This window comes from Luteimonas rhizosphaericola (assembly GCF_029888045.1).
GTDB lineage: Bacteria > Pseudomonadota > Gammaproteobacteria > Xanthomonadales > Xanthomonadaceae > Luteimonas > Luteimonas rhizosphaericola.
This window is the reverse complement of the sequence record NZ_JARXRN010000028.1, coordinates 57,720-75,611: the sequence shown is the minus strand read 5'-3', so window position 1 is coordinate 75,611 and position 17,892 is coordinate 57,720. Positions and strand designations below refer to the sequence as shown.

18 protein-coding genes are annotated in these 17,892 nt (G+C 72.5%); 9 read left to right on the top strand and 9 right to left on the bottom strand.

Annotation, left to right across the window (positions count from 1 at the left end; translation table 11 throughout):
• Window positions 1-6: 6 nt before the first annotated feature.
• Window positions 7-1,284 carry an acetyl-CoA C-acetyltransferase gene (locus tag QFW80_RS12910; RefSeq protein ID WP_280602387.1) on the bottom strand — a complete coding sequence of 426 codons (1,278 nt, stop codon included), beginning with the start codon at window positions 1,282-1,284 and terminating at the stop codon, window positions 7-9.
• 79 nt (window positions 1,285-1,363) lie between these two features.
• On the opposite strand from QFW80_RS12910, the gene QFW80_RS12905 reads away from it, so the two are divergent.
• The gene (locus QFW80_RS12905; RefSeq protein ID WP_280602386.1) at window positions 1,364-2,263 is read left to right on the top strand and encodes a hypothetical protein; all 900 of its coding nucleotides are present in this window, start codon (window positions 1,364-1,366) and stop codon (window positions 2,261-2,263) included.
• 287 nt (window positions 2,264-2,550) lie between these two features.
• Here the strand turns inward: QFW80_RS12905 and QFW80_RS12900 are convergent, their stop codons facing one another.
• The 4 genes from QFW80_RS12900 to QFW80_RS12885 form a co-directional block, all read right to left on the bottom strand.
• Window positions 2,551-3,177 (bottom strand): superoxide dismutase family protein, encoded by a 627-nt coding sequence (locus QFW80_RS12900; protein WP_280602385.1) that lies wholly within the window; start codon window positions 3,175-3,177, stop codon window positions 2,551-2,553.
• Window positions 3,178-3,223: 46 nt separating this feature from the next.
• Window positions 3,224-3,811, bottom strand: coding sequence for a superoxide dismutase family protein (locus QFW80_RS12895; protein WP_280602384.1), 588 nt, complete (start codon window positions 3,809-3,811; stop codon window positions 3,224-3,226).
• A 541-nt stretch (window positions 3,812-4,352) separates the two neighbouring features.
• On the bottom strand, window positions 4,353-5,756 hold the full coding sequence (gene ntrC / locus QFW80_RS12890; protein ID WP_280602383.1) for a nitrogen regulation protein NR(I): 1,404 nt from the start codon (window positions 5,754-5,756) through the stop codon (window positions 4,353-4,355).
• A 9-nt stretch (window positions 5,757-5,765) separates the two neighbouring features.
• Window positions 5,766-6,842 (bottom strand): two-component system sensor histidine kinase NtrB, encoded by a 1,077-nt coding sequence (locus tag QFW80_RS12885; protein WP_280602382.1) that lies wholly within the window; start codon window positions 6,840-6,842, stop codon window positions 5,766-5,768.
• 141 nt (window positions 6,843-6,983) lie between these two features.
• Between QFW80_RS12885 and QFW80_RS12880 the strand changes: the two genes are divergently transcribed.
• Entirely contained in the window at window positions 6,984-8,723 is a 1,740-nt protein-coding gene (locus tag QFW80_RS12880; protein WP_280602381.1) for an EAL domain-containing protein, read from the top strand.
• Here the strand turns inward: QFW80_RS12880 and QFW80_RS12875 are convergent.
• From QFW80_RS12875 to flgA, 4 genes are all read right to left on the bottom strand, one after another.
• On the bottom strand, window positions 8,708-9,961 hold the full coding sequence (locus QFW80_RS12875; RefSeq protein WP_280602380.1) for an ATP-binding protein: 1,254 nt from the start codon (window positions 9,959-9,961) through the stop codon (window positions 8,708-8,710). The genes QFW80_RS12880 and QFW80_RS12875 overlap by 16 nt on opposite strands.
• Entirely contained in the window at window positions 9,958-10,293 is a 336-nt protein-coding gene (locus tag QFW80_RS12870) for a flagellar protein FlgN (protein ID WP_486624501.1), read from the bottom strand. The genes QFW80_RS12875 and QFW80_RS12870 overlap by 4 nt, the downstream gene beginning before the upstream one ends.
• Window positions 10,294-10,306: 13 nt before the next feature.
• Complete coding sequence (gene flgM / locus QFW80_RS12865) at window positions 10,307-10,612, bottom strand: flagellar biosynthesis anti-sigma factor FlgM (protein ID WP_280602378.1); 306 nt, start codon at window positions 10,610-10,612, stop codon at window positions 10,307-10,309.
• Window positions 10,613-10,699: 87 nt separating this feature from the next.
• Entirely contained in the window at window positions 10,700-11,407 is a 708-nt protein-coding gene (flgA, locus tag QFW80_RS12860) for a flagellar basal body P-ring formation chaperone FlgA (RefSeq protein ID WP_280602377.1), read from the bottom strand.
• A gap of 808 nt (window positions 11,408-12,215) precedes the next feature.
• Here flgA and QFW80_RS12855 point away from each other — a divergent pair.
• From QFW80_RS12855 to flgG, 7 genes are all read left to right on the top strand, one after another.
• Window positions 12,216-13,136: a chemotaxis protein CheV gene (locus tag QFW80_RS12855; RefSeq protein WP_280602376.1), complete on the top strand. Its 921-nt coding sequence runs from the start codon at window positions 12,216-12,218 to the stop codon at window positions 13,134-13,136.
• A gap of 312 nt (window positions 13,137-13,448) precedes the next feature.
• Entirely contained in the window at window positions 13,449-13,811 is a 363-nt protein-coding gene (gene flgB, locus QFW80_RS12850; protein WP_280602375.1) for a flagellar basal body rod protein FlgB, read from the top strand.
• A 22-nt stretch (window positions 13,812-13,833) separates the two neighbouring features.
• A complete protein-coding gene (gene flgC / locus QFW80_RS12845) occupies window positions 13,834-14,241 on the top strand; it encodes a flagellar basal body rod protein FlgC (protein WP_280602374.1) in 408 nt (135 codons plus the stop codon).
• Window positions 14,242-14,264: 23 nt separating this feature from the next.
• Window positions 14,265-14,936, top strand: coding sequence for a flagellar hook assembly protein FlgD (locus QFW80_RS12840; RefSeq protein WP_280602373.1), 672 nt, complete (start codon window positions 14,265-14,267; stop codon window positions 14,934-14,936).
• 50 nt (window positions 14,937-14,986) lie between these two features.
• On the top strand, window positions 14,987-16,207 hold the full coding sequence (gene flgE, locus QFW80_RS12835) for a flagellar hook protein FlgE (RefSeq protein WP_280602372.1): 1,221 nt from the start codon (window positions 14,987-14,989) through the stop codon (window positions 16,205-16,207).
• A gap of 124 nt (window positions 16,208-16,331) precedes the next feature.
• Window positions 16,332-17,078: a flagellar basal body rod protein FlgF gene (locus QFW80_RS12830; protein ID WP_280602371.1), complete on the top strand. Its 747-nt coding sequence runs from the start codon at window positions 16,332-16,334 to the stop codon at window positions 17,076-17,078.
• A 25-nt stretch (window positions 17,079-17,103) separates the two neighbouring features.
• Window positions 17,104-17,889, top strand: a complete 786-nt coding sequence (flgG, locus tag QFW80_RS12825; protein WP_280602370.1) for a flagellar basal-body rod protein FlgG — start codon at window positions 17,104-17,106, stop codon at window positions 17,887-17,889.
• Window positions 17,890-17,892 lie beyond the last annotated feature (3 nt).

Genomic DNA, 17,892 nt, shown 5'->3' with positions numbered 1-17,892 from the left:
GGTGCCTCAGCGCTCGAGGATCGCCACCACGCCCATGCCGCCGGCGGTGCAGATCGACACCAGGCAGCGGCCGCCGCCGCGTTCCTTCAGCTGCTTGGCGGCCGTGGCCACGATCCGCGCGCCGGTGGCCGCGAACGGATGGCCGGCGGCGAGCGAAGAGCCGACCGGATTGATCCTGGCGGGGTCGATGCGGCCCAGCGGCGCGTCGAGTCCGAGCCGGTTGCGGCAGTACTCCTCGCTCTCCCACGCGCGCAGGGTGCACAGCACCTGCGCGGCGAAGGCCTCGTGGATCTCGTAGAAATCGAAGTCCTGCAGCGACAGGCCGTTGCGCGCGAGCATCTCGGCCACCGCCACGGTCGGCGCCATCAGCAGGCCTTCGCCGTGCACGAAGTCGACCGCGGCCACGTGCACGTCGCGCACGTGGCACAGCACCTCGTGGCCATGCGCGGCGGCCCAGGCGTCGCTCGCCAGCAGGCAGGCCGCGGCGCCGTCGGTGAGCGGGGTGGAGTTGGCGGCGGTCAGGGTGCCGCGGCCGGAGACCTTGTCGAACGCGGGCTTGAGCGTGGCCAGCTTCTCCAGCGAGGTATCGGGACGCAGGATGTTGTCGCGCGAGACGCCGCGGAAACTCACCACCAGGTCGTCGAAGAACCCGCGCTCGTAGGCGGCGGCCAGCTTGTGGTGCGAGGCGACCGCGAGCTCGTCCTGCGAGTCGCGCGAGATCGCCCACTCCTTGGCCATGTCCTCGCAGTGCTCGCCCATCGACTTGCCGGTGCGCGGCTCGGCCACGCCCGGGAAATCGGGCTTGAGCTCGCGCAGGCGGAAGCCGCGGAACGCAGCGAGCCTGTCCTTCGTCGTCTTCGCCGCATTGGCCGCGAGCAGGCGCCGGCGCAGCGACTTGCCGTAGACGATCGGCACGTCGGACGTGGTGTCCGACCCGCCGCCGATGCCCGACTCGATCTGGCCGGTGGCGATTTTCGTCGCGATCAGGTTGACGCTGTCGAGCGAGGTGCCGCAGGCGCGCTGCAGGGTGATGCCGGGGGTGAGCGCGGACAGGCCTGACGAGAGCGCGGCCTCGCGGCCGAGGTTCCAGTCGCTGCTGTGCTTGATCACCGCGCCCATTGCCACTTCGCCGAGCTGCTGCCCGTGCAGGCCGAACTTCTCGACCAGGGCGCCGAGGGTGCGTACCGACATGCCGAGGTTGCCCACGTCCGCGTAGGCGGTGTTCTGGCGGCAGAACGGAATGCGGACGCCACCCAGCACGGCGACGGGACGACCTTGCAGCATCGTGGGCCTCTTTCGGTGCGGGCCCGTCACGTGCGACGGGCATAATGGGCGAGTCTAACGTACCGTTGCGAATGGCCCGATGAACGCGTCGCACGTCACCGACTCCGATCCTCGCCTTCCGGCCGGCATGGTGGCGGGCGTGCTGGCGATCGAGCTCGCGCACGGCGGCCTGCCGGCGCGCGATGCGCTGTCGCAGGCCGAGGCCGCGCGCGTCGCGGCCTGCGTCGGTCGCGACCTCGCAACGCTGGTGCCGGACGTGCGCCAACTGGACCTGTGCCTGGCCGCGGCGCATTTCGATCCCGCCGAGGCGCTGCGCCCGGGTTGGCCGCTGCATCGGCGGCTGGTGGAGCTGCTGGCGCGCGCGCCGCGCGGCGACGGCGCGCCGCGGCTGGTCGCGTTCGGCGCCGATGCCGCCGGCCACGTGCCGCAGCCGCTCGCGGCCGATGCCGCGCTTCGCGGCGGCAGCCTGCGCGTGCTGCCGTTCCTGCTGCAGGGCGATCCGGGCGTTGCCGGACGCGTGGACGACGCGTTCGAGGCGCAGCTGCTGGACACGGGCATGGCGGCAGCGGACACCGCGCTGCTGCTGCAGGACGCGTTCGGCGCGCCGGTCGAGCACGCGCGGGCCATGACGCTGCACGACCTGGCGGCGATGATGTCGCTGCAGTACGAGCACCTCGGGCTCGCGGCACTGTGGCCGCTGATCGAGACCGCGCTGCTCGCGCCACAGCGCGAAGCGGTGCTCGATGCCGGGCCGGAACCTGCGGCACGCTACGTCGACGGCGGCGTGCGCATGGCGCTGTACTCGCCGGCAGCTTGGCGCGCGCGCTACCGGCCGGATACGGACGACGAGGCGCGCCTGCGCCAGCAGTTCACTCGCTTCGAGATGCGCCAGCGCCAGCTGGCCGCGGTGCTCGGCGCGCACGGACTGGACGTGACCTGGGTCGATGCGCCGCCGGAGCTGGAGGCGGGCGCGCTGTAGGGACGCGTCCTGTAGGGGTGCGTCGCGTGCGCTGTCCCCCGGATGCGGCCCGTGGCCTTATCCGGGCTACGAGCGTGGGCCGTGACCGGTCCACGCGCTGGGGACGTCACCCGCGCAGCACGACGCTGTCGCGAAGCGGCACGGATTCGGTGCGGGCATCGCCCCCGATGCGGCCGTTGGCCTTATCCGGGCGGCGAAATGCGCGGGTTGCCCGGCCTCGCGTGTCGAACGGACCGGAACCGTCGCGGCCGGTTGCGCCGCGACAGTCCGTCACCCGCGGGGTCGCGTCACCGGGCTTCGATCACGCCGCAGGCGAGGCGGTCGCCGGCATTGCCGGTCGGCTGGGTGGTGTAGTCGTCCGGATCGGCGTGCACGATCACGCCGCGGCCGATGATGCCGGTCTCGCCCTGGTCGAGCGTCGCGCCGCGCAGCAGGGTGTCGACCATCGCGGTGCCCTGGTCGTTGGCGACGATGTTGTCGCTGTCGCCGGCGTGGTGCTCGCCCTGGCCGACGCGCCCGTGCGCGGTGGTCGCAGGATTGAAGTGGCCGCCGGCGCTGGTGCCGTCGGGCGCGCTGCAGTCGCCGGTCTCGTGCACGTGGAAGCCGTGCTCGCTGCCCGCTTCCAGGCCGGTGACCTCGCCGGTGATGCGGATCCCGCCGTCCACGCTGCTGAACTCGAGCCGGCCGGCGACCTCGTTGCCTTCGGTGGGCGCGAGGGTGGCGGTGGCCGCGGCCATGCCCGTCTGCGCGTCGGCCTCCGGCATCGCCGGGTCGGGCGCGGTCGCGGCCGTACCGCTCGCGGCGGGCGCTGCCGGATCGACCGGCGGGGTGGCGGCATCGTCGGCGGGCGTCTGCGGCTGGCAGGCGGCGAGCATCAGCGCGGCGGGCAGGATCAGCAGCGTGGCGTGGCGCATCGTGGATCTCCTCGTAGGCTCGAGCTTGCGAAGGCTAGCGGCGGCGTCATTCACCCGCGGTGATGACGCCGCAGGCCACGCGCGCGCTGATCGCGCCCGGCGTGGCGCCGAGGACCAGCAGGGAGCGACCGAGGATGTCGTTGTCCGCGCCGCCGCCGAGCACCGCGCCGCGGACGGTCATGTCGACCGTGGCCACGCCGTCGGGCCCGGCGACGATCCGTCCCGGCGCCTCGCCGACCGCGCCGTCCTGGCGCGTGCCGGCGAGCGGATCGTAATAGCGGCCGGCGCTGCGGGCGTCGACCGCGCTGCAGTCGCCGCGTTCGTGCACCTGCAGGCCGTGCGCGCCGTTGCGCACCAGGCCGCCGACCTGGCCACGCACGCGTACGCCGTCGGGAAGCGCGGTGACCAGCATGCGCCCGCTGACCAGGCTGCCGGAGGCGGAGGCGAGATTGGCCACCGCGCGCGATACGGTGCCCGTGCGCGCGATCTCCGGTGGCGACGCGGCGGCCTGTGCGGGCGCCGGCGCGTCGACGGTGCGCGGCGCGGACGCGCACGCCGACAGCAGCAGCGCGGCGGCGAGCGCGAGCGCGATGGTCGGGGGACGATGGGAGGCACGAGTGGCGGGATCGGACATGGGGGAGTTCGGCAGGAACGCGGGCGCAGGCACGCGCCAGGCGCCCGTAGCGGGCGTTCGAGCGTAGCCGGGAACACGGATGCGTCCAAGGCGCAATGGTGTCGCGGCCCGACGGCGGTGGGCTTCGGTGCAGTTTCCGACGTGCGCCTGGCGCGACTGCGCGTCGCCGGCGCAGACATGCCGCACGCGAGGAACGGGCGATCGGATGAGCGCGGTCGCGACTGCGAACAGGCGGTGACGACATGAGGCGGAGGGATCGTAGCCCGGGTCAGCGCCAGCGCACCCGGGAGAACGCCCATTCCCGGATTCGCTTCGCTTATCCGGGCTACGCGACTGCACCTCGAACAGGCAGACACGCCGCATCGGGGAATGGGCAATCGGGTGAGAGCGGTCGCGACTGCGAACAGGCGGTGACGACATGAGGCGGAGGGATCGTAGCCGGGGTAAGCGCCAGCGCACCCGGGAGAGCGCGCATCCCCGGATGCGCTTCGCTTATCCGGGCTACGTGTGCGGGCTGCCTGGGCGATGCGGGGCGACTCGCTCAGGTGCGGCGCGGGCGGCGGCTGGTGCCGAGCTTGCGGGTGACGGTGTTGCGTCCCAGGCCGAGGCGGGTCGCGGCTTCGGTCCGGCGGCCACCGGTGTGTTCGAGCGCCGCCTCCAGCAGCGCGTGGTCGAAGCGCTCGCGCGCCTTCGCGTGCAGGTCGGCGGTGCCGGCGGCCAGCTGGTCGCGCGCCCAGGCCTTGAGCACCGCGTCCCAGTCGGCGCTGGCCGGGCCGCCGGACTGCAGCATGCCGTCGAGGTCGGCGCCGGTGATGGTGTCGGCCGGCGCCAGCGCGGCCAGGCGCCAGCACAGGTTCTCCAGCTCGCGCACGTTGCCCGGCCAGTGGTGCGCCAGCAGGCGATCGGTCGCCGGCTTCGAGAACCGCTTGGCCGGCGCGGCGAACTTCTCCGCGGCCTCGTGCAGGAAGCGCTCGGCCAGCGCGGGCACGTCGCCGCGGCGCTCGCGCAGCGGCGGCAAGCGCAGGCGCACCACGTCGAGCCGGTGCAGCAGGTCGGCGCGGAAGCGGCCTTCGCCCACCAGCGTCTCCAGGTCCTGGTGGGTGGCGGCGATCACGCGCACGTCGACCCGGATCAGCTCGCGCCCGCCGACGCGGAAGAACTCGCCCTCGGCCAGCACCCGCAGCAGGCGGGTCTGCAGCGAGGCGGGCATGTCGCCGATCTCGTCCAGGAACAGGGTGCCGCCATGGGCCTGTTCGAAGCGGCCGATGTGGCGTCGCGCCGCGCCGGTGAACGCGCCGGCCTCGTGGCCGAACAGTTCGCTTTCCAGCAGTTCGGCCGGGATCGCGGCGGTGTTGAGCGCCACGAACGGCTGCCGCGCGCGTGGCGATTCGCGGTGCAGCGCGCGCGCGACCAGCTCCTTGCCGGTGCCGGTCTCGCCGGTGATCAGCACCGTCAGCGGCGCCTGCGCCAGGCGCCCGATCGCGCGGAACAGCTGCCGCATCGCCGGCGAATCGCCCACCAGCACGTCGCCGGCCGGCTCGACCTCGGGCGGCGCGGCATCCGCCTCGGCGCGCTCGCCCAGTACCCGCGCCGCCAGGCCGACGGCCTCGTCCAGGTCGAAGGGCTTGGACAGGAATTCGTGCGCGCCGCCGCGGAAGGCGCCCGCGGTGCTGGCCACGTCGGTGTAGGCCGACATCACCACCACCGGCAGCTGCGGATGCGCCTGCTTGATCTTCTCCAGCAGCACCAGGCCGTCGTCGCCGGGCATGCGCACGTCGGTGAACAGCAGCTGCGGGGCCGGCCGCGACCCGAGCGCGGACAGCGCCGCATCGGCCGAATCGAAGCCGGACACCTCGTAGCCGGCGTCGCTGAGCGCGGTGGCCAGCACGAACCGAACGGAGCGGTCGTCGTCGACCACCCACACGCTGGCGGCTTCATTCGACATCGCATGGCCTCATGGTTTTGCCGCCCGATCGGCGGCGGGCGGCGGATCGTCGCCATCGCCGTCGGGCAGCGGCAACAGCAGGGTGAATACGGTATGGCCCGGGCGCGACCGGTAGCCGAGCGAGCCGCCGTGCTCGCGCGCCACCTGCTGCGCCATCGCCAGCCCCAGGCCACTGCCGTCGGCGCGCCCGGACACCAGCGGCAGGAAGATCTGCTCGGCCAGGGCCTCGGGCACGCCGCGGCCGTCGTCGACGATCTCCATCCGCAGCGCCAGCGCATGCACCTGTTCGCCGATGCGCACGCCGAACTCGGCCCGGGTGCGCAGGCTGACGTTGGCCGCGCCGGCCTGGATCGCGTTGCGCACCAGGTTCCACACCGCCTGGGTGAGGCGGTCGGGATCGCCGCGCAGCGGCGGCAGGCTGGGGTCGTAGTCGCGCACCAGGCGCACGGCCCAGCCGGCCTCCTGTTCGGCCAGCCGCACCACCTGTTCCAGCGCGCCGTGGATGTTGAGCGGCTGGTGCGGGCGCGGCGGCGCCGGCGACATCAGCTGGTCGACCAGCTGGGTCAGGCGCTGCACTTCCGTGGCGATCAGGTCGACCAGTTCGCGCGAATCGGCATCGCCGGCGCGCCGCCCGAGCAGCTGCGCCGCACCCTTGAGCCCGGCCAGCGGGTTGCGCAACTCGTGCGCCAAGCCCTTGAGCGCGGCCGACAGCGCCAGCGGCAGGGCGCGGGTGGGATCCTCGCCGGGGAACTCGTCCACCGGGTGCGCCTCGAGCAGGGTGCCGCCGTCGGCCTCGCGCGTCAGCCATACGTCGGCGAAGCGCGGTTCGCCGCCGAGGAAGGCCAGCGCCACCCGCCGCAGGCGGCGCGAGCCGTCGGCCTCGTCCAGCGCCTGCAGCGCGCCGCGCAGGCCGTCGCCCTCGGCCTCCAGCGCCACCAGCGGCTGGTCCGGCAGCCGCTTCTGGCTCACCCCCAGCCAGCGCGCGAAGGCCTGGTTGCAGGCCACCACCCGGCCATGACGGTCGGCCCGCAGCACCGGCGTGACCAGGGCATCGAGCGCGGGATCGAAGGCGGGCGGCGGCGACATTGCACCAATATAGTGCACCAGGGCGCATCGCGACGGGTGTCGGCGATCCGTGCGCGCAGCACGACGGCGCGCACTCGCAGTCCGCGCCAGGCGACCGCCCCGCCATCCTGCGGGCGCGTCGACCGGCTACCCTTCCGCCCTATGAATTTCGGCTACCAGGAACCCAGCGGGGTCCCGCTCGACCCGGTGACCTCGCTGTACCGGCTCGGCGCCGGCGGTCCCAGCCTCACCGCGATCCTCTCCGCCGCGCGCGCCAGCCGGCGCAGCGTGGCGCTGCTGCACGTCGACATCGACATGCTGCAGCTGGTGAACGTGAACATGGGCGAGGAGGTCGGCGACCAGGTGCTGGCCGCGGTGGCGCAGCGGCTGCGCACCACCATGCCCGAGGAAGCGTCGCTGTGGCGCCTGTCGAGCGACGAATTCATCGCCTGCGTGGCCTACCGCGAGGGCGAGCCGGGCGGCGAAGTGCTGGCCGAACAGTTCCGCGACGCACTCGAGGATCCGCTGTCGATCCCGCCCTACACCCTGCCGATGACCGTCTCGATCGGGATCGCGGTGTTTCCCGACCACGGCGCCGACGCCGCCGCCCTGCTGGCCGGCGCCGAGCGCGCGTTGCGCGAGAGCAAGCGCGCGGGGCACAACAACGTCGGCCTGTATTCCGGCGCGCCCACGCGGCCCGCGTCCGAGGCCGGATTCGCCGACCGGTTCGTCGAGGCGCTCGAGCGCGAGGAGATGCGGCTGTACTTCCAGCCCCAGGTCGCCGCCCAGGACGGCAGCCTGGTGGGCGTGGCCGCGCTGCTGCGCTGGGATTCGCCCAACCACGGCATGCTGCGCCCGAGCCGGTTCCTGTCGCGGGTCGAGCGCGCGGGCCTGTCGAGCCGGCTGGGGCTGTGGGTGATCGATGCGGCCATGCGCCAGCTGGTGGCCTGGCGCGAGCGCGGCCTGGACTACCTGATGCTGTCGGTGCACATCGACAGCGTGCTGCTGGCGCGGCCCGACTGCCTGGACGCGATCGGCGAGCGCCTGCACCAGCACCAGCTGCGCGCGGCCTCGTTCGAGTTCGAGCTGCCCGAGAGCGCGCTGGCGCTCGATGCGCACCGCATCCACGAAACCCTGACCGGCCTGCGCATGCTCGGCGCCACCCTGACCGTGCAGGACTTCGGCAAGGGCGGGCTGAGCTTCGCCGCGCTCGGCCAGTACCCGCTGGACCGGCTGCAGATCGGCCGCGGGTTCATCCGCAACGTCGCCAGCGACCCGCGCAGCGCGGCGATCGTGCGCGGCATCATCGCCATGGGCCACCGGCTGAACATGAAGCTGATCGCCAAGGGCGTGGAGACCGAGGCCGAGCTGGGCTTCCTGCGCCGCAACCACTGCGACTTCTTCCTCGGCCACCTGTTCAGCCCGCCGCTGCCGGCGGACGTGCTCGACCCGCTGGTGCAGCGCCGCTTCCTGCTGCCGTCGGCGTTCGCCGCCACGCGTCCGGAGCGCACCCTGCTGCTGCTCGACGACGAGGAGAACGTGCTGCGCTCGCTGGTGCGGCTGTTCCGCCGCGACGGCTACAAGGTGCTCACCGCCAGCAGCACGCGCGAGGCCTTCGACCTGCTGGCCAGCAACACCGTGCAGGTGATCGTCTCCGACCAGCGCATGCCGGACATGAGCGGCACCGAATTCCTGGCCAAGGTGCGCGACCTGTACCCGGACACCGTGCGCATGGTGCTGTCGGGCTACACCGACCTGGCGACGATCACCGAGGCGATCAACCGCGGCTCGATCTACCGCTTCCTCACCAAGCCCTGGAACGACGACGAACTGCGCAGCCACATCGAGGCCGCGTTCCGCTCGCACGAGCGGCTGCGCGACGACGACTACTCCGACTTCTGATCCTGCGCCTGGCCGCCCGGCGGCTGCACCACCGGCAGCACCACGCGGAAGGTGGTGCCCACGCCCACTTCGCTCGAGACCTCGATCCGGCCGTGGTGCTTGGACACGATGCTGTAGGCGATCGCCAGCCCCAGCCCGGTGCCGCGGCCGATCGGCTTGCTGGTGTAGAACGGGTCGAAGATGCGCGGCAGCACGTCGGGCGCGATCCCGCAGCCGCTGTCGGCGATGCTGATCCAGGCCTCGCCGTCCTCGGCGCCGGTGGTGATGGTGATCGTGCCGCGGTTGTCGATCGACTGGCCGGCGTTGATCAGCAGGTTCACCAGCACCTGGTTGATCTCGGACATGTGGCACTCCACCAGCGGCAGCTGGCCGTAGTGCTTGTCCACCCGGACCTTGTACTTGAGGTCGTTCCAGACGATGTTGAGGGTGGACTCCAGGCCCTTGTGCAGGTCCGAAGGGCGCATGGTGTCGCCGCGGCCGACGTAGGAGAACTCCTTGAGGTCCTGCACGATCTTGGTGACGCGCTCGATGCCCTCGCGCGACTCGGCCATCAGCTTGGGCAGGTCGCCGAGGATGAAGTCGATGTCCAGGCGCTCGCGCTGGGCGCGGATCTCCTCGCGCGCCGACGGACCGGTGGCCAGCAGCGCGGCGTCCTGATGCTCGATCAGCGCGAACAGCGCGCCGATGTATTCCTGCAGCGTGCCCAGGTTGGAGTGCACGTAGCCGATGGGGTTGTTGATCTCGTGCGCGACGCCGGCGGCGAGCAGGCCGATGGAGGCCATCTTCTCCGACTGCAGCAGCTGTTCCTGCGCGCCGGCCAGGCGCCGGTGCGCGGCCTGCAGCTCGTCGTGGCGCTGCTGCAGCTCGACCTGGCGCGCGGTGCGCTGGCTGACGTCGTCGAGGATGACCAGGATCAGGTCGGTGCCGGCGTCGTGGCCGTCGCGCAGCACGATCTCGAGCACCACGCCGTCGGGCAGCACCAGCTCGCCCGCCCAGCGTCCACCGATGCGTGCGTGGGCCCAGGCCTCGTCCGGCAGCAGCGCGAGCAGCCCGTCGGCCTGGCCATCGGGCAGCACCCGCGCGGCGAGCGCCCGTGCGGCCGGATTGACCCGCAGCGGACGGCGCTCGCCGTCGAGCAGCATCACCGCGTTCTCGGTGATGCCGAAGGCCCAGCCCATGTCGCCATCGCCCAGCGCGGCGGCATGTGTGTCGTGGCGGTCGTGCCCGTGTTCGCTCATCCCACTCCCAGACAGCGCGCCTGGGGTCGGGCGCCGGGCTGTCCACGCGAATCGTACACGCCGGTGGATTCGACGCGGCCCAGGTGGCGCAGCGCCCAGCCGACTTCGCGCCGGCGGCGCGAAAGCAGCACGCCGTTGGCCTGGTTCTGCAGCCGCAGCGCCTCGAGGCGTTCGGCGGCGATCATGCCCGGCTGCGCGGATTCGGCCCGCCGCAGCGCGGCGAGCTTGTCGGCGGTCGACGCCAGCAGCGCGTCGACGTCGTTGTCCAGCAGCGCCCGGCGCTCGGCGTCCAGCGCGCGCTCGAGCGCCTCGAGCGGATGCTCGATGGCCAGCGCGGCGCTCACGTCAGCCTCCCAGCTGGCGCTCGAGATCCAGCATGCGCGAGGCCACGGCCTGGGCGTCCACGCGATAGCTGCCGTCGGCGATCGCCGCGCGCAGTTCGTTGACGCGGGCCAGGTCGATTCCGGCCGGGCCGGCGCCGAGCTGGCGCTCGAGCGCCTGCAGGCCTTCGGCCTCGCCGGTCAGCCGGATGCTCTCCGCCGCGCCCACCGGGGCGCTGCGTTCGGCGCCGGCGCGCGTCACCGGAAGCGGCCGGCTGGCCGTCTCGGGGGGGCGCGCGATCGGGCCTGTGCCGTCGATCTTGTGGGTCATGGCGTGCTCCTGGGGGTGCCTGTTCGAGCACTGTAACGGCACCCCCCGGAGGAACTTGAACCCGGTCGCAGATTGATTCGTTCAGGCTCACGGCAGCAGCTCGACGATGCCCTCGGCCACCAGGCGGCCCCGCAGGACGCGGCGCGAGGACGTGTTCTCGACCCCGATCCGCCCCCCGGCCTGGGCCGGTCCCAGCGCGCGGCCGGGCATCCGCACCTCCACCCCGCCGGTGCGCGAGACCAGCACCACCGGGTCGCCGCGGCGCAGTGGGGCGCCCAGCGAGAGGTCGTCCTCGGTCGGCACCATGCCCGGCCCCATGGCGCGGCTGGGTACGCGGCCGACCAGGCTGGCCGGGTCGACGAAGGTGGCGCCGCCCTCGGCGCCGATGTCGCGGCGCTGCACCACCAGCTGGTCGGCGGTGATCGGCACCCCGGCCGCGGCGGGCGTGCGCAGCACCACCACGTCGGCTTCGCGGCGCACGCGCACCGGCACGTACAGGCGCCAGCCGGGCTGGTCGTCGCAGCGTACCTGGGCGGTGGTCGGCCCCGTGGCCACGGCCTGCAGCGGCTGGCTGCAGCGCGGCAGCCGCAGCGAATGCGCCAGCACGGCTTCGGCCGACTGCGCGTCGCCGGCGCCCAGCGCGGTGATCGCCGCTTCGGAAATCGACGCCAGCGGCTGCATGTCCTGCGCCCACGCCGGCCTGACCGCAGCGGCCAGCGCCAACGCCAGCACGATCGCGATCCAGACCACGGCGCGCCTGGCGTGGACCGAGTTGCGGAAACCTCCGGTAGGCATGGGTGACTCCTGTGGATCGGCCTTCGCCGGCGAAGCTGCAAGCGGCGTGCCTTGATGTGCGGCCGAAACCAGACGCGCGCTTCGGTAGGACGTCGCGCCCTCCCCGCCCGGGGGTCGCTTTTCCCTCGGTCGGGACATCCTGTCCCGACTCGGGCGCGCGCCATCCTTGGCGCGCTTTGCCGCGACCCCCGGCCGGAAGGACACGGCTATCGAGGCCTCGGGATCGGGTCGTTGGAACACAGTGCTCGGCAGCGCCCCGCGCCATCAACATCCGTGACCCTGTCAGTGACAAAGTCGCAGCCTTCCCTCTGAAAGCGCACGGGGCAGCGGGAGCATCAAGGCGCTGGGCCATACGTTTCGGCAGGCTTCTGACGCGAAGACCCAGCCGACCGTCAATTGCTTCCGGTCTTCCGGCTCCCGCTCGCGAGGATGAGCCAGCACAGGTCCGGATGTGCCGACACTGTGCCAGGCATCTCGCCGCCCGCGGCAGGCGGCGAGGGCCGACGAGCCCCGCCCTGCTGGCCGGGTGCCGCGCCAAGCGCGCCATGGATGGCGCGCGCCCGAGTCAGGGCAGGGTAAGCGTGGATGGTTTGCACGGCATGCCGCGCATCCACGCGAACGCCCGGCGCGCTGCGCCGGGCCGGACCGCGAAGCGGCGCTGACCGAGGGAAAAGCGGTACCCGGCCAGCAGGGCGGGGCGTCAATCCGAAGCCCGTGGCGGGCTTCGGTGCAGAGAGAGAAGCTCGAGTGTCGGGAGCAGCGAACCGAACCCCTCAAGATCCGCCGATCGCGGCCGACACACTGCTCCATGAGCCAGGACCTGCTTGACCGTATCGACCAGCGCACCCGGCTGGCCGGCCACAACCGGCTGGCGCTGCTGCTGTTCCGGCTGGGCAGCCGTCAGCTTTTTGGCGTCAACGTGTTCAAGGTCAAGGAAGTGCTGCAGCGGCCGCCGCTGTTCACCCTGCCGCAACTGCCCCACGCCTTCGCCGGCGCGGCCGACGTGCGCGGCCGCAGCGTGCCGGTGCTGGACCTGGCGCGCGCGATCGGGCACGACGGCGAAGACGCGGGCGAGCCGCATTACCTGGTGGTCACCGAGTTCAACCGCTCCGTCCAGGGCTTCCTGGTGGCCGGCGTGGACCGGATCGTGAACATCGCGGTCGAACACATCCAGCCGCCGCCGGACCTGGGCGGCGACAGCCACTACCTCACCGGCGTCGCCCGCCACCAGGGCGAGCTGATCCAGCTGATCGACGTGGAAAGCGTGCTGGCCGAATCGGCCCCGCGCGGCAGCGACCTGGGCACCATCGCGGCCCTGCCCTCCGGCGGCGGGCCGCGCGAAGTGCTGGTGGTGGACGACTCGCGCGTGGCCCGCAACCAGATCCGCACCGTGCTCGAACAGCTCGGGCTCGAAGCGGTGCTGCTGTCCGACGGGCGCCAGGCCCTGGACCACCTGCAGGCGCTGGTGCGCAACGGCGAGCCGCCCGGCAACCGCTACGCGATGGTCATTTCCGACATCGAGATGCCGGCGATGGACGGCTACACCCTGACGACGGAAATCCGTCGCGACCCCGCCCTGCGCGGCCTGTTCGTGCTGCTGCACACCTCGCTGTCGGGCGTGTTCAACCAGGCGATGGTCGAACGCGTGGGCGCGGACGACTTCGTGCCCAAGTACTCCGAGCGCGAACTGGCGCAGCGGGTCTCGGCCCGGGTGAGCGCGCTGGCCTAGCGGGCAGGGTTCGCGGGCCGCGTGCCCGGCGGCGGAGGACAAGTCCAGTCGTTTCAACGCCTTGCGAGGCGCTTGAGGACACACGGACGGTGAGTCAGGGCGCGGCGTCCCGGGCGGTCCGATCCTGCGGGGCGGACGCCAGCGCGCATCCGGACCGGTTCGCCAGGCAGCCTCGCCGGGTGTCCATGCCGCCCCGACCTTGCGACCGCCCGGCCGCCCGGCCGCACGCGGCGGCTGCAACACCCCCGCAACCGCCGCGCTGGCACACCGCTTGCCTGCCTTCCCGGGCGTATTCCGCCCCACGGAGGGCCCATGTCCAACTTCCTTGGCATCCACGGCACCGCGCTCGCCCTGCGCGAGCAGCGCCTGCAGCTGCTCAGCGCGAACATCGCCAATGCCGACACCCCCGGCTACAAGGCCGTGGACCTGGACTTCAACCGCGCGCTCTCGGCGGCGCTGCACCCGGCCACCGCGGCCGGCGGCGACGCCATCACCGGCGCCGCGGAAGGCGCCCGCTACGCCCGCGCCTCGTCACAACCCAGCCTGGACGGCAACACCGTCGACGGCGATCGCGAGAACGCGGTCTACGCCCAGGCCACGCTCGAATACCGCGCCTCGATGTCGTTCGTCGAGTCGAAGGTGCGCGGCATGCTGACCGCGATCACCGGCCAGTGACCGCCATGACCGGAGCCCGCCCATGAGCAACCTGCCGATCTTCGACGTCGCCGGTTCGGCGATGAATGCGCAGTCGGTGCGCCTGAGCACCATCGCCTCCAACCTGGCCAACGCCAACTCGGTCAGCGGCAATCCCGACGACGTCTTCCGCGCCAAGCAGCCGGTGTTCTCGGCCACGCCGATCGACGGCAACCCGGCGCTGGCCGGGGTGCGCGTGGACGCGGTCAACGACAGCACCGCGCAGCCGCTCAAGCGCTACGAACCCGGCCATCCGCTGGCCGACGCCGAAGGCTACGTCTACGCGCCCGACATCGATCCGGTGGCGCAGATGGTGGACCTGATCTCCGCCTCGCGCAGCTACCAGGCCAACGTCGAGGTCTTCAACAGCGCCAAGGAACTCGCCATGGCCACCCTGAACATGGGCCGCTGAGCGCGCCCTCACGAGGATCCACGATGACCACGATCGCCAACGGCACCGACTACGCCTCGCTCGGCCTCGGCCAGCAGCAGGCCGCGCGCAGCACCACGCTGGGCCAGGCCGACTTCCTGCACCTGATGACCGAGCAGATGAAGAACCAGGATCCGCTCAAGCCGCTGGACAACAACCAGTTCCTCGGCCAGCTGGCGCAGTTCTCCACCGTCCAGGGCATCGAGGGGATGCAGGGCGCGATGGCGGCGATGGCCAGCGTCATGGAATCCGACCAGACCCTGCGCGCGGCCGCGCTGGTAGGCCGCGAGGCGGTGGTCGGCATCGAATCGGTCGACCTGGCCGCCGGCGCCGGGCTGCGCGGCGAGATCGCGGCGCGCTCGGCCGGGCCGGTGACGCTGGACGTGGTCGACGCCAATGGCAACCGCGTGCGCCGCATGACCGTGGAGGCCGGCGCCGCCGGCGCCACCCCGTTCGAGTGGGACGGGCGCGACGAGGCCGGCAACGCGGTCGCGGCCGGCACCTACAGCTTCCGCGCCGTCACCGGCGGCAGCGATCCGTCCGCCGTCGACGCCGACCTGCTCGCCGTGCGCGCCAGCGCGCGCGTGGACAGCGTGACGATCGAACCCACCGGACTGTCCCTCAACCTCGCGGGCCTGGGCGCAGTGCCGCTCTCCGCGATCCATCGCATCGGCTGACCGCCGGCCCGCCCGTCCGCGCGCGCGCCGGACCTTCCCAGGAGCACACCATGAGTTTCCTCATCTCGCTGAGCGGCATGAACGCGGCCTCGGCCGACCTCAACATCACCTCCAACAACATCGCCAACGCCAACAGCGCCGGCTTCAAGGCCTCGCGCGGCGAGTTCGGCGACGTGTTCGCGGTGTCCGGCTACGGCCTGTCGAACAACGCCATCGGCGCCGGCACGCGGCTGCAGCGCGTGGCCCAGCAGTTCGCCCAGGGCAATGTCGACTACACCGGCAAGTCGCTGGACATGGCGCTGACCGGCGAAGGCTTCTTCACCCTGTCCGGCGGCGCCGGGCTGTCGTACACCCGCGCCGGCAACTTCGGTGCCGATCGCGAGGGCTACGTGGTCAACCCGACCGGGCAGCGGCTGCAGGTGTTCCTGCCCAACGCCAGCGGCCAAGGCTTCGACACCGGCCGCATGTCCGACCTGCGCCTGGCCACCGGCGACGCGCCGCCGCGCGCCACCGGCCAGATCGACGTCGGCCTGAACCTGCCCGGCAATGCCACGCCGCCGGCCACCACGCCGTTCGACCCGAACGACCCGGAAACCTACAACCACACCACCTCGGTGCGGGTGTACGACTCGCTGGGCGCGGCGCATTCGCAGTCGATGTACTTCGTGCGCACCGCCAACCCGAACGAGTGGCAGGTGCACAGCCAGATCGATGGCGTCACCGTGGGCGGCCCGCAGACCCTGCAGTACTCGGAGACCGGCGAGCTGGTCGTCCCGGCCAACGGCGAGATCCCGCTGCCGACGTTCACCCCGCCCGGCGGCGCCGGGCCGATGGACATCACCCTGGAGTTCGACGGCTCCACCCAGTACGGCGACCGCTTCGGCGTCTCGGCGCTGGTGCAGGACGGCCATGCCACCGGCCGCCTGAGCGCGATCGAGATCTCCGAGGAAGGCGTGGTCAGCGCCCGCTACAGCAACGGCGAATCCACCGCGCTGGGACAGGTGGCGCTGACCAACTTCGCCAACCCGCAGGGCCTGCAGCCGATCGGCGACAACGCCTGGGCCGAGACCTTCGGCTCCGGCCAGGCGCTGCGCGGCGCCGCCGGCACCGCGTCCTTCGGCCAGATCCAGGGCGGCGCGCTGGAGGCCTCGAACGTCAACCTGACCGAGCAGCTGGTGAACATGATCACCGCGCAGCGCAACTTCCAGGCCAACGCGCAGATGATCCAGGCCCAGGACCAGCTGACCCAGACGGTCATCAACATCCGCTGACCGAACCCGCGCCGCCGGCCCCGGCCGGCGGCGACGGCAGGCGCGACGCCGCCGCGGCACGGCAGTTGCAGCGACACCGGACCGGGGCGCCACGCGCCCGACCGACCGCCGCACCGAGGCCCGCATGGACAAGTCCCTCTACATCGCGATGACCGGCGCCAGCGCCACCCTGCGCGGCCAGGCCGCGGTCTCGCACAACCTCGCCAACGTCGACACCACCGGCTTCCAGGCCACGCTCAGCGGCACCGTCGCCTCGCCGGTCGAGGGCCCGGGCTTCGCCTCGCGCGTGGCCACCGTGCAGCGCACGCTCGGCGTCAGCGACGCCCCCGGCGCGCTCACCACCACCGGCAACCCGCTCGACGTCGCCCTGCAGCCCGGCCACTGGCTGGCGGTGCAGGACCGCAACGGCGCGGTGGCCTACACCCGTGCCGGCGACCTGAAGCTCAACCAGAACGGCCTGCTGACCACCGCCAGCGGGCTGCAGGTGCTCGATGCCGGCGGCGCGCCGATGGCGATCCCGCCGAGCGACGCGATCGAGATCGGCGGCGACGGCACCGTCTCGGTGGTGCCGCAGGGCCAGCCGATGGCGACCATGGCCGAAGCCGGCCGCCTGCAGGTGGTGGCCGCCGCCACCCGCGACATGGTCCGCGGCGAGGACGGGCTGATGCGCCCCGCCCCGGGCACCCAGCCGCCCGCGCCGGCCGCCGGCACCGTGCTCACCGCCGGCGTGCGCGAAGGCAGCAACGTCGACGCCGCCGGCAGCCTGGTGTCGATGATCGAACTCGCCCGCCAGTTCGAGATGCAGGTACGCGTCTTGCACAGCGGTGACGAGACCGCCCGCGCGGCCAACACCCTGCTGTCCTCGCGCTGACGCGCGCCCACCGGAGCAACCCGCCATGACCCAGGCTCTATGGATCGCCAAGACCGGCCTCGACGCGCAGCAGACGCGCATGGCGGTCATCTCCAACAACCTCGCCAACACCAACACCACCGGCTTCAAGCGCGACCGCGCCAGCTTCGAGGACCTGCTGTACCAGACCACCCGCCAGCCCGGCGGCGCGACCTCGGAACAGACCACCCTGCCCACCGGCCTGTCGGTCGGCACCGGCGTGCGCGTGGCCGCGACCTCGAAGGAATTCGCCCAGGGCAGCCTCGGCCAGACCGGTGGCGCGCTGGACGTGGCAATCAACGGCCGCGGCTTCTTCGAAGTGCTGATGCCCGACGGCAGCACCGCCTACACCCGCGACGGCAGCTTCCAGATCAACGCCCAGGGCGAGCTGGTGAACAACTCCGGCTTCCCGATCCAGCCCGGCCTGCAGCTACCCGAAGGCGCGCAGGCGGTGACCATCGGCGCCGACGGCACCGTGAGCGTACAGCTCGCCGGCCAGGCCGAGGCGGTGCAGGTCGGTGCGCTCACCATCGCCGACTTCGTCAATCCCGCCGGCCTCCAGGCCAAGGGCGAGAACCTCTACATCGAGACCGGCGCCAGCGGCCCGGCGCAGAGCGGCGCGCCCGGCGAGAACGGCATGGGCCTGCTGGTCCAGGGCTCGCTGGAAGGCTCGAACGTCAACGTCGTGCAGGAGCTGGTGTCGATGATCGAGACCCAGCGCGCGTACGAAACCAACGCCAAGGCGATCACGACCATCGATTCGATGCTCGCCTACCTTAACAACAAACTGTGAGCA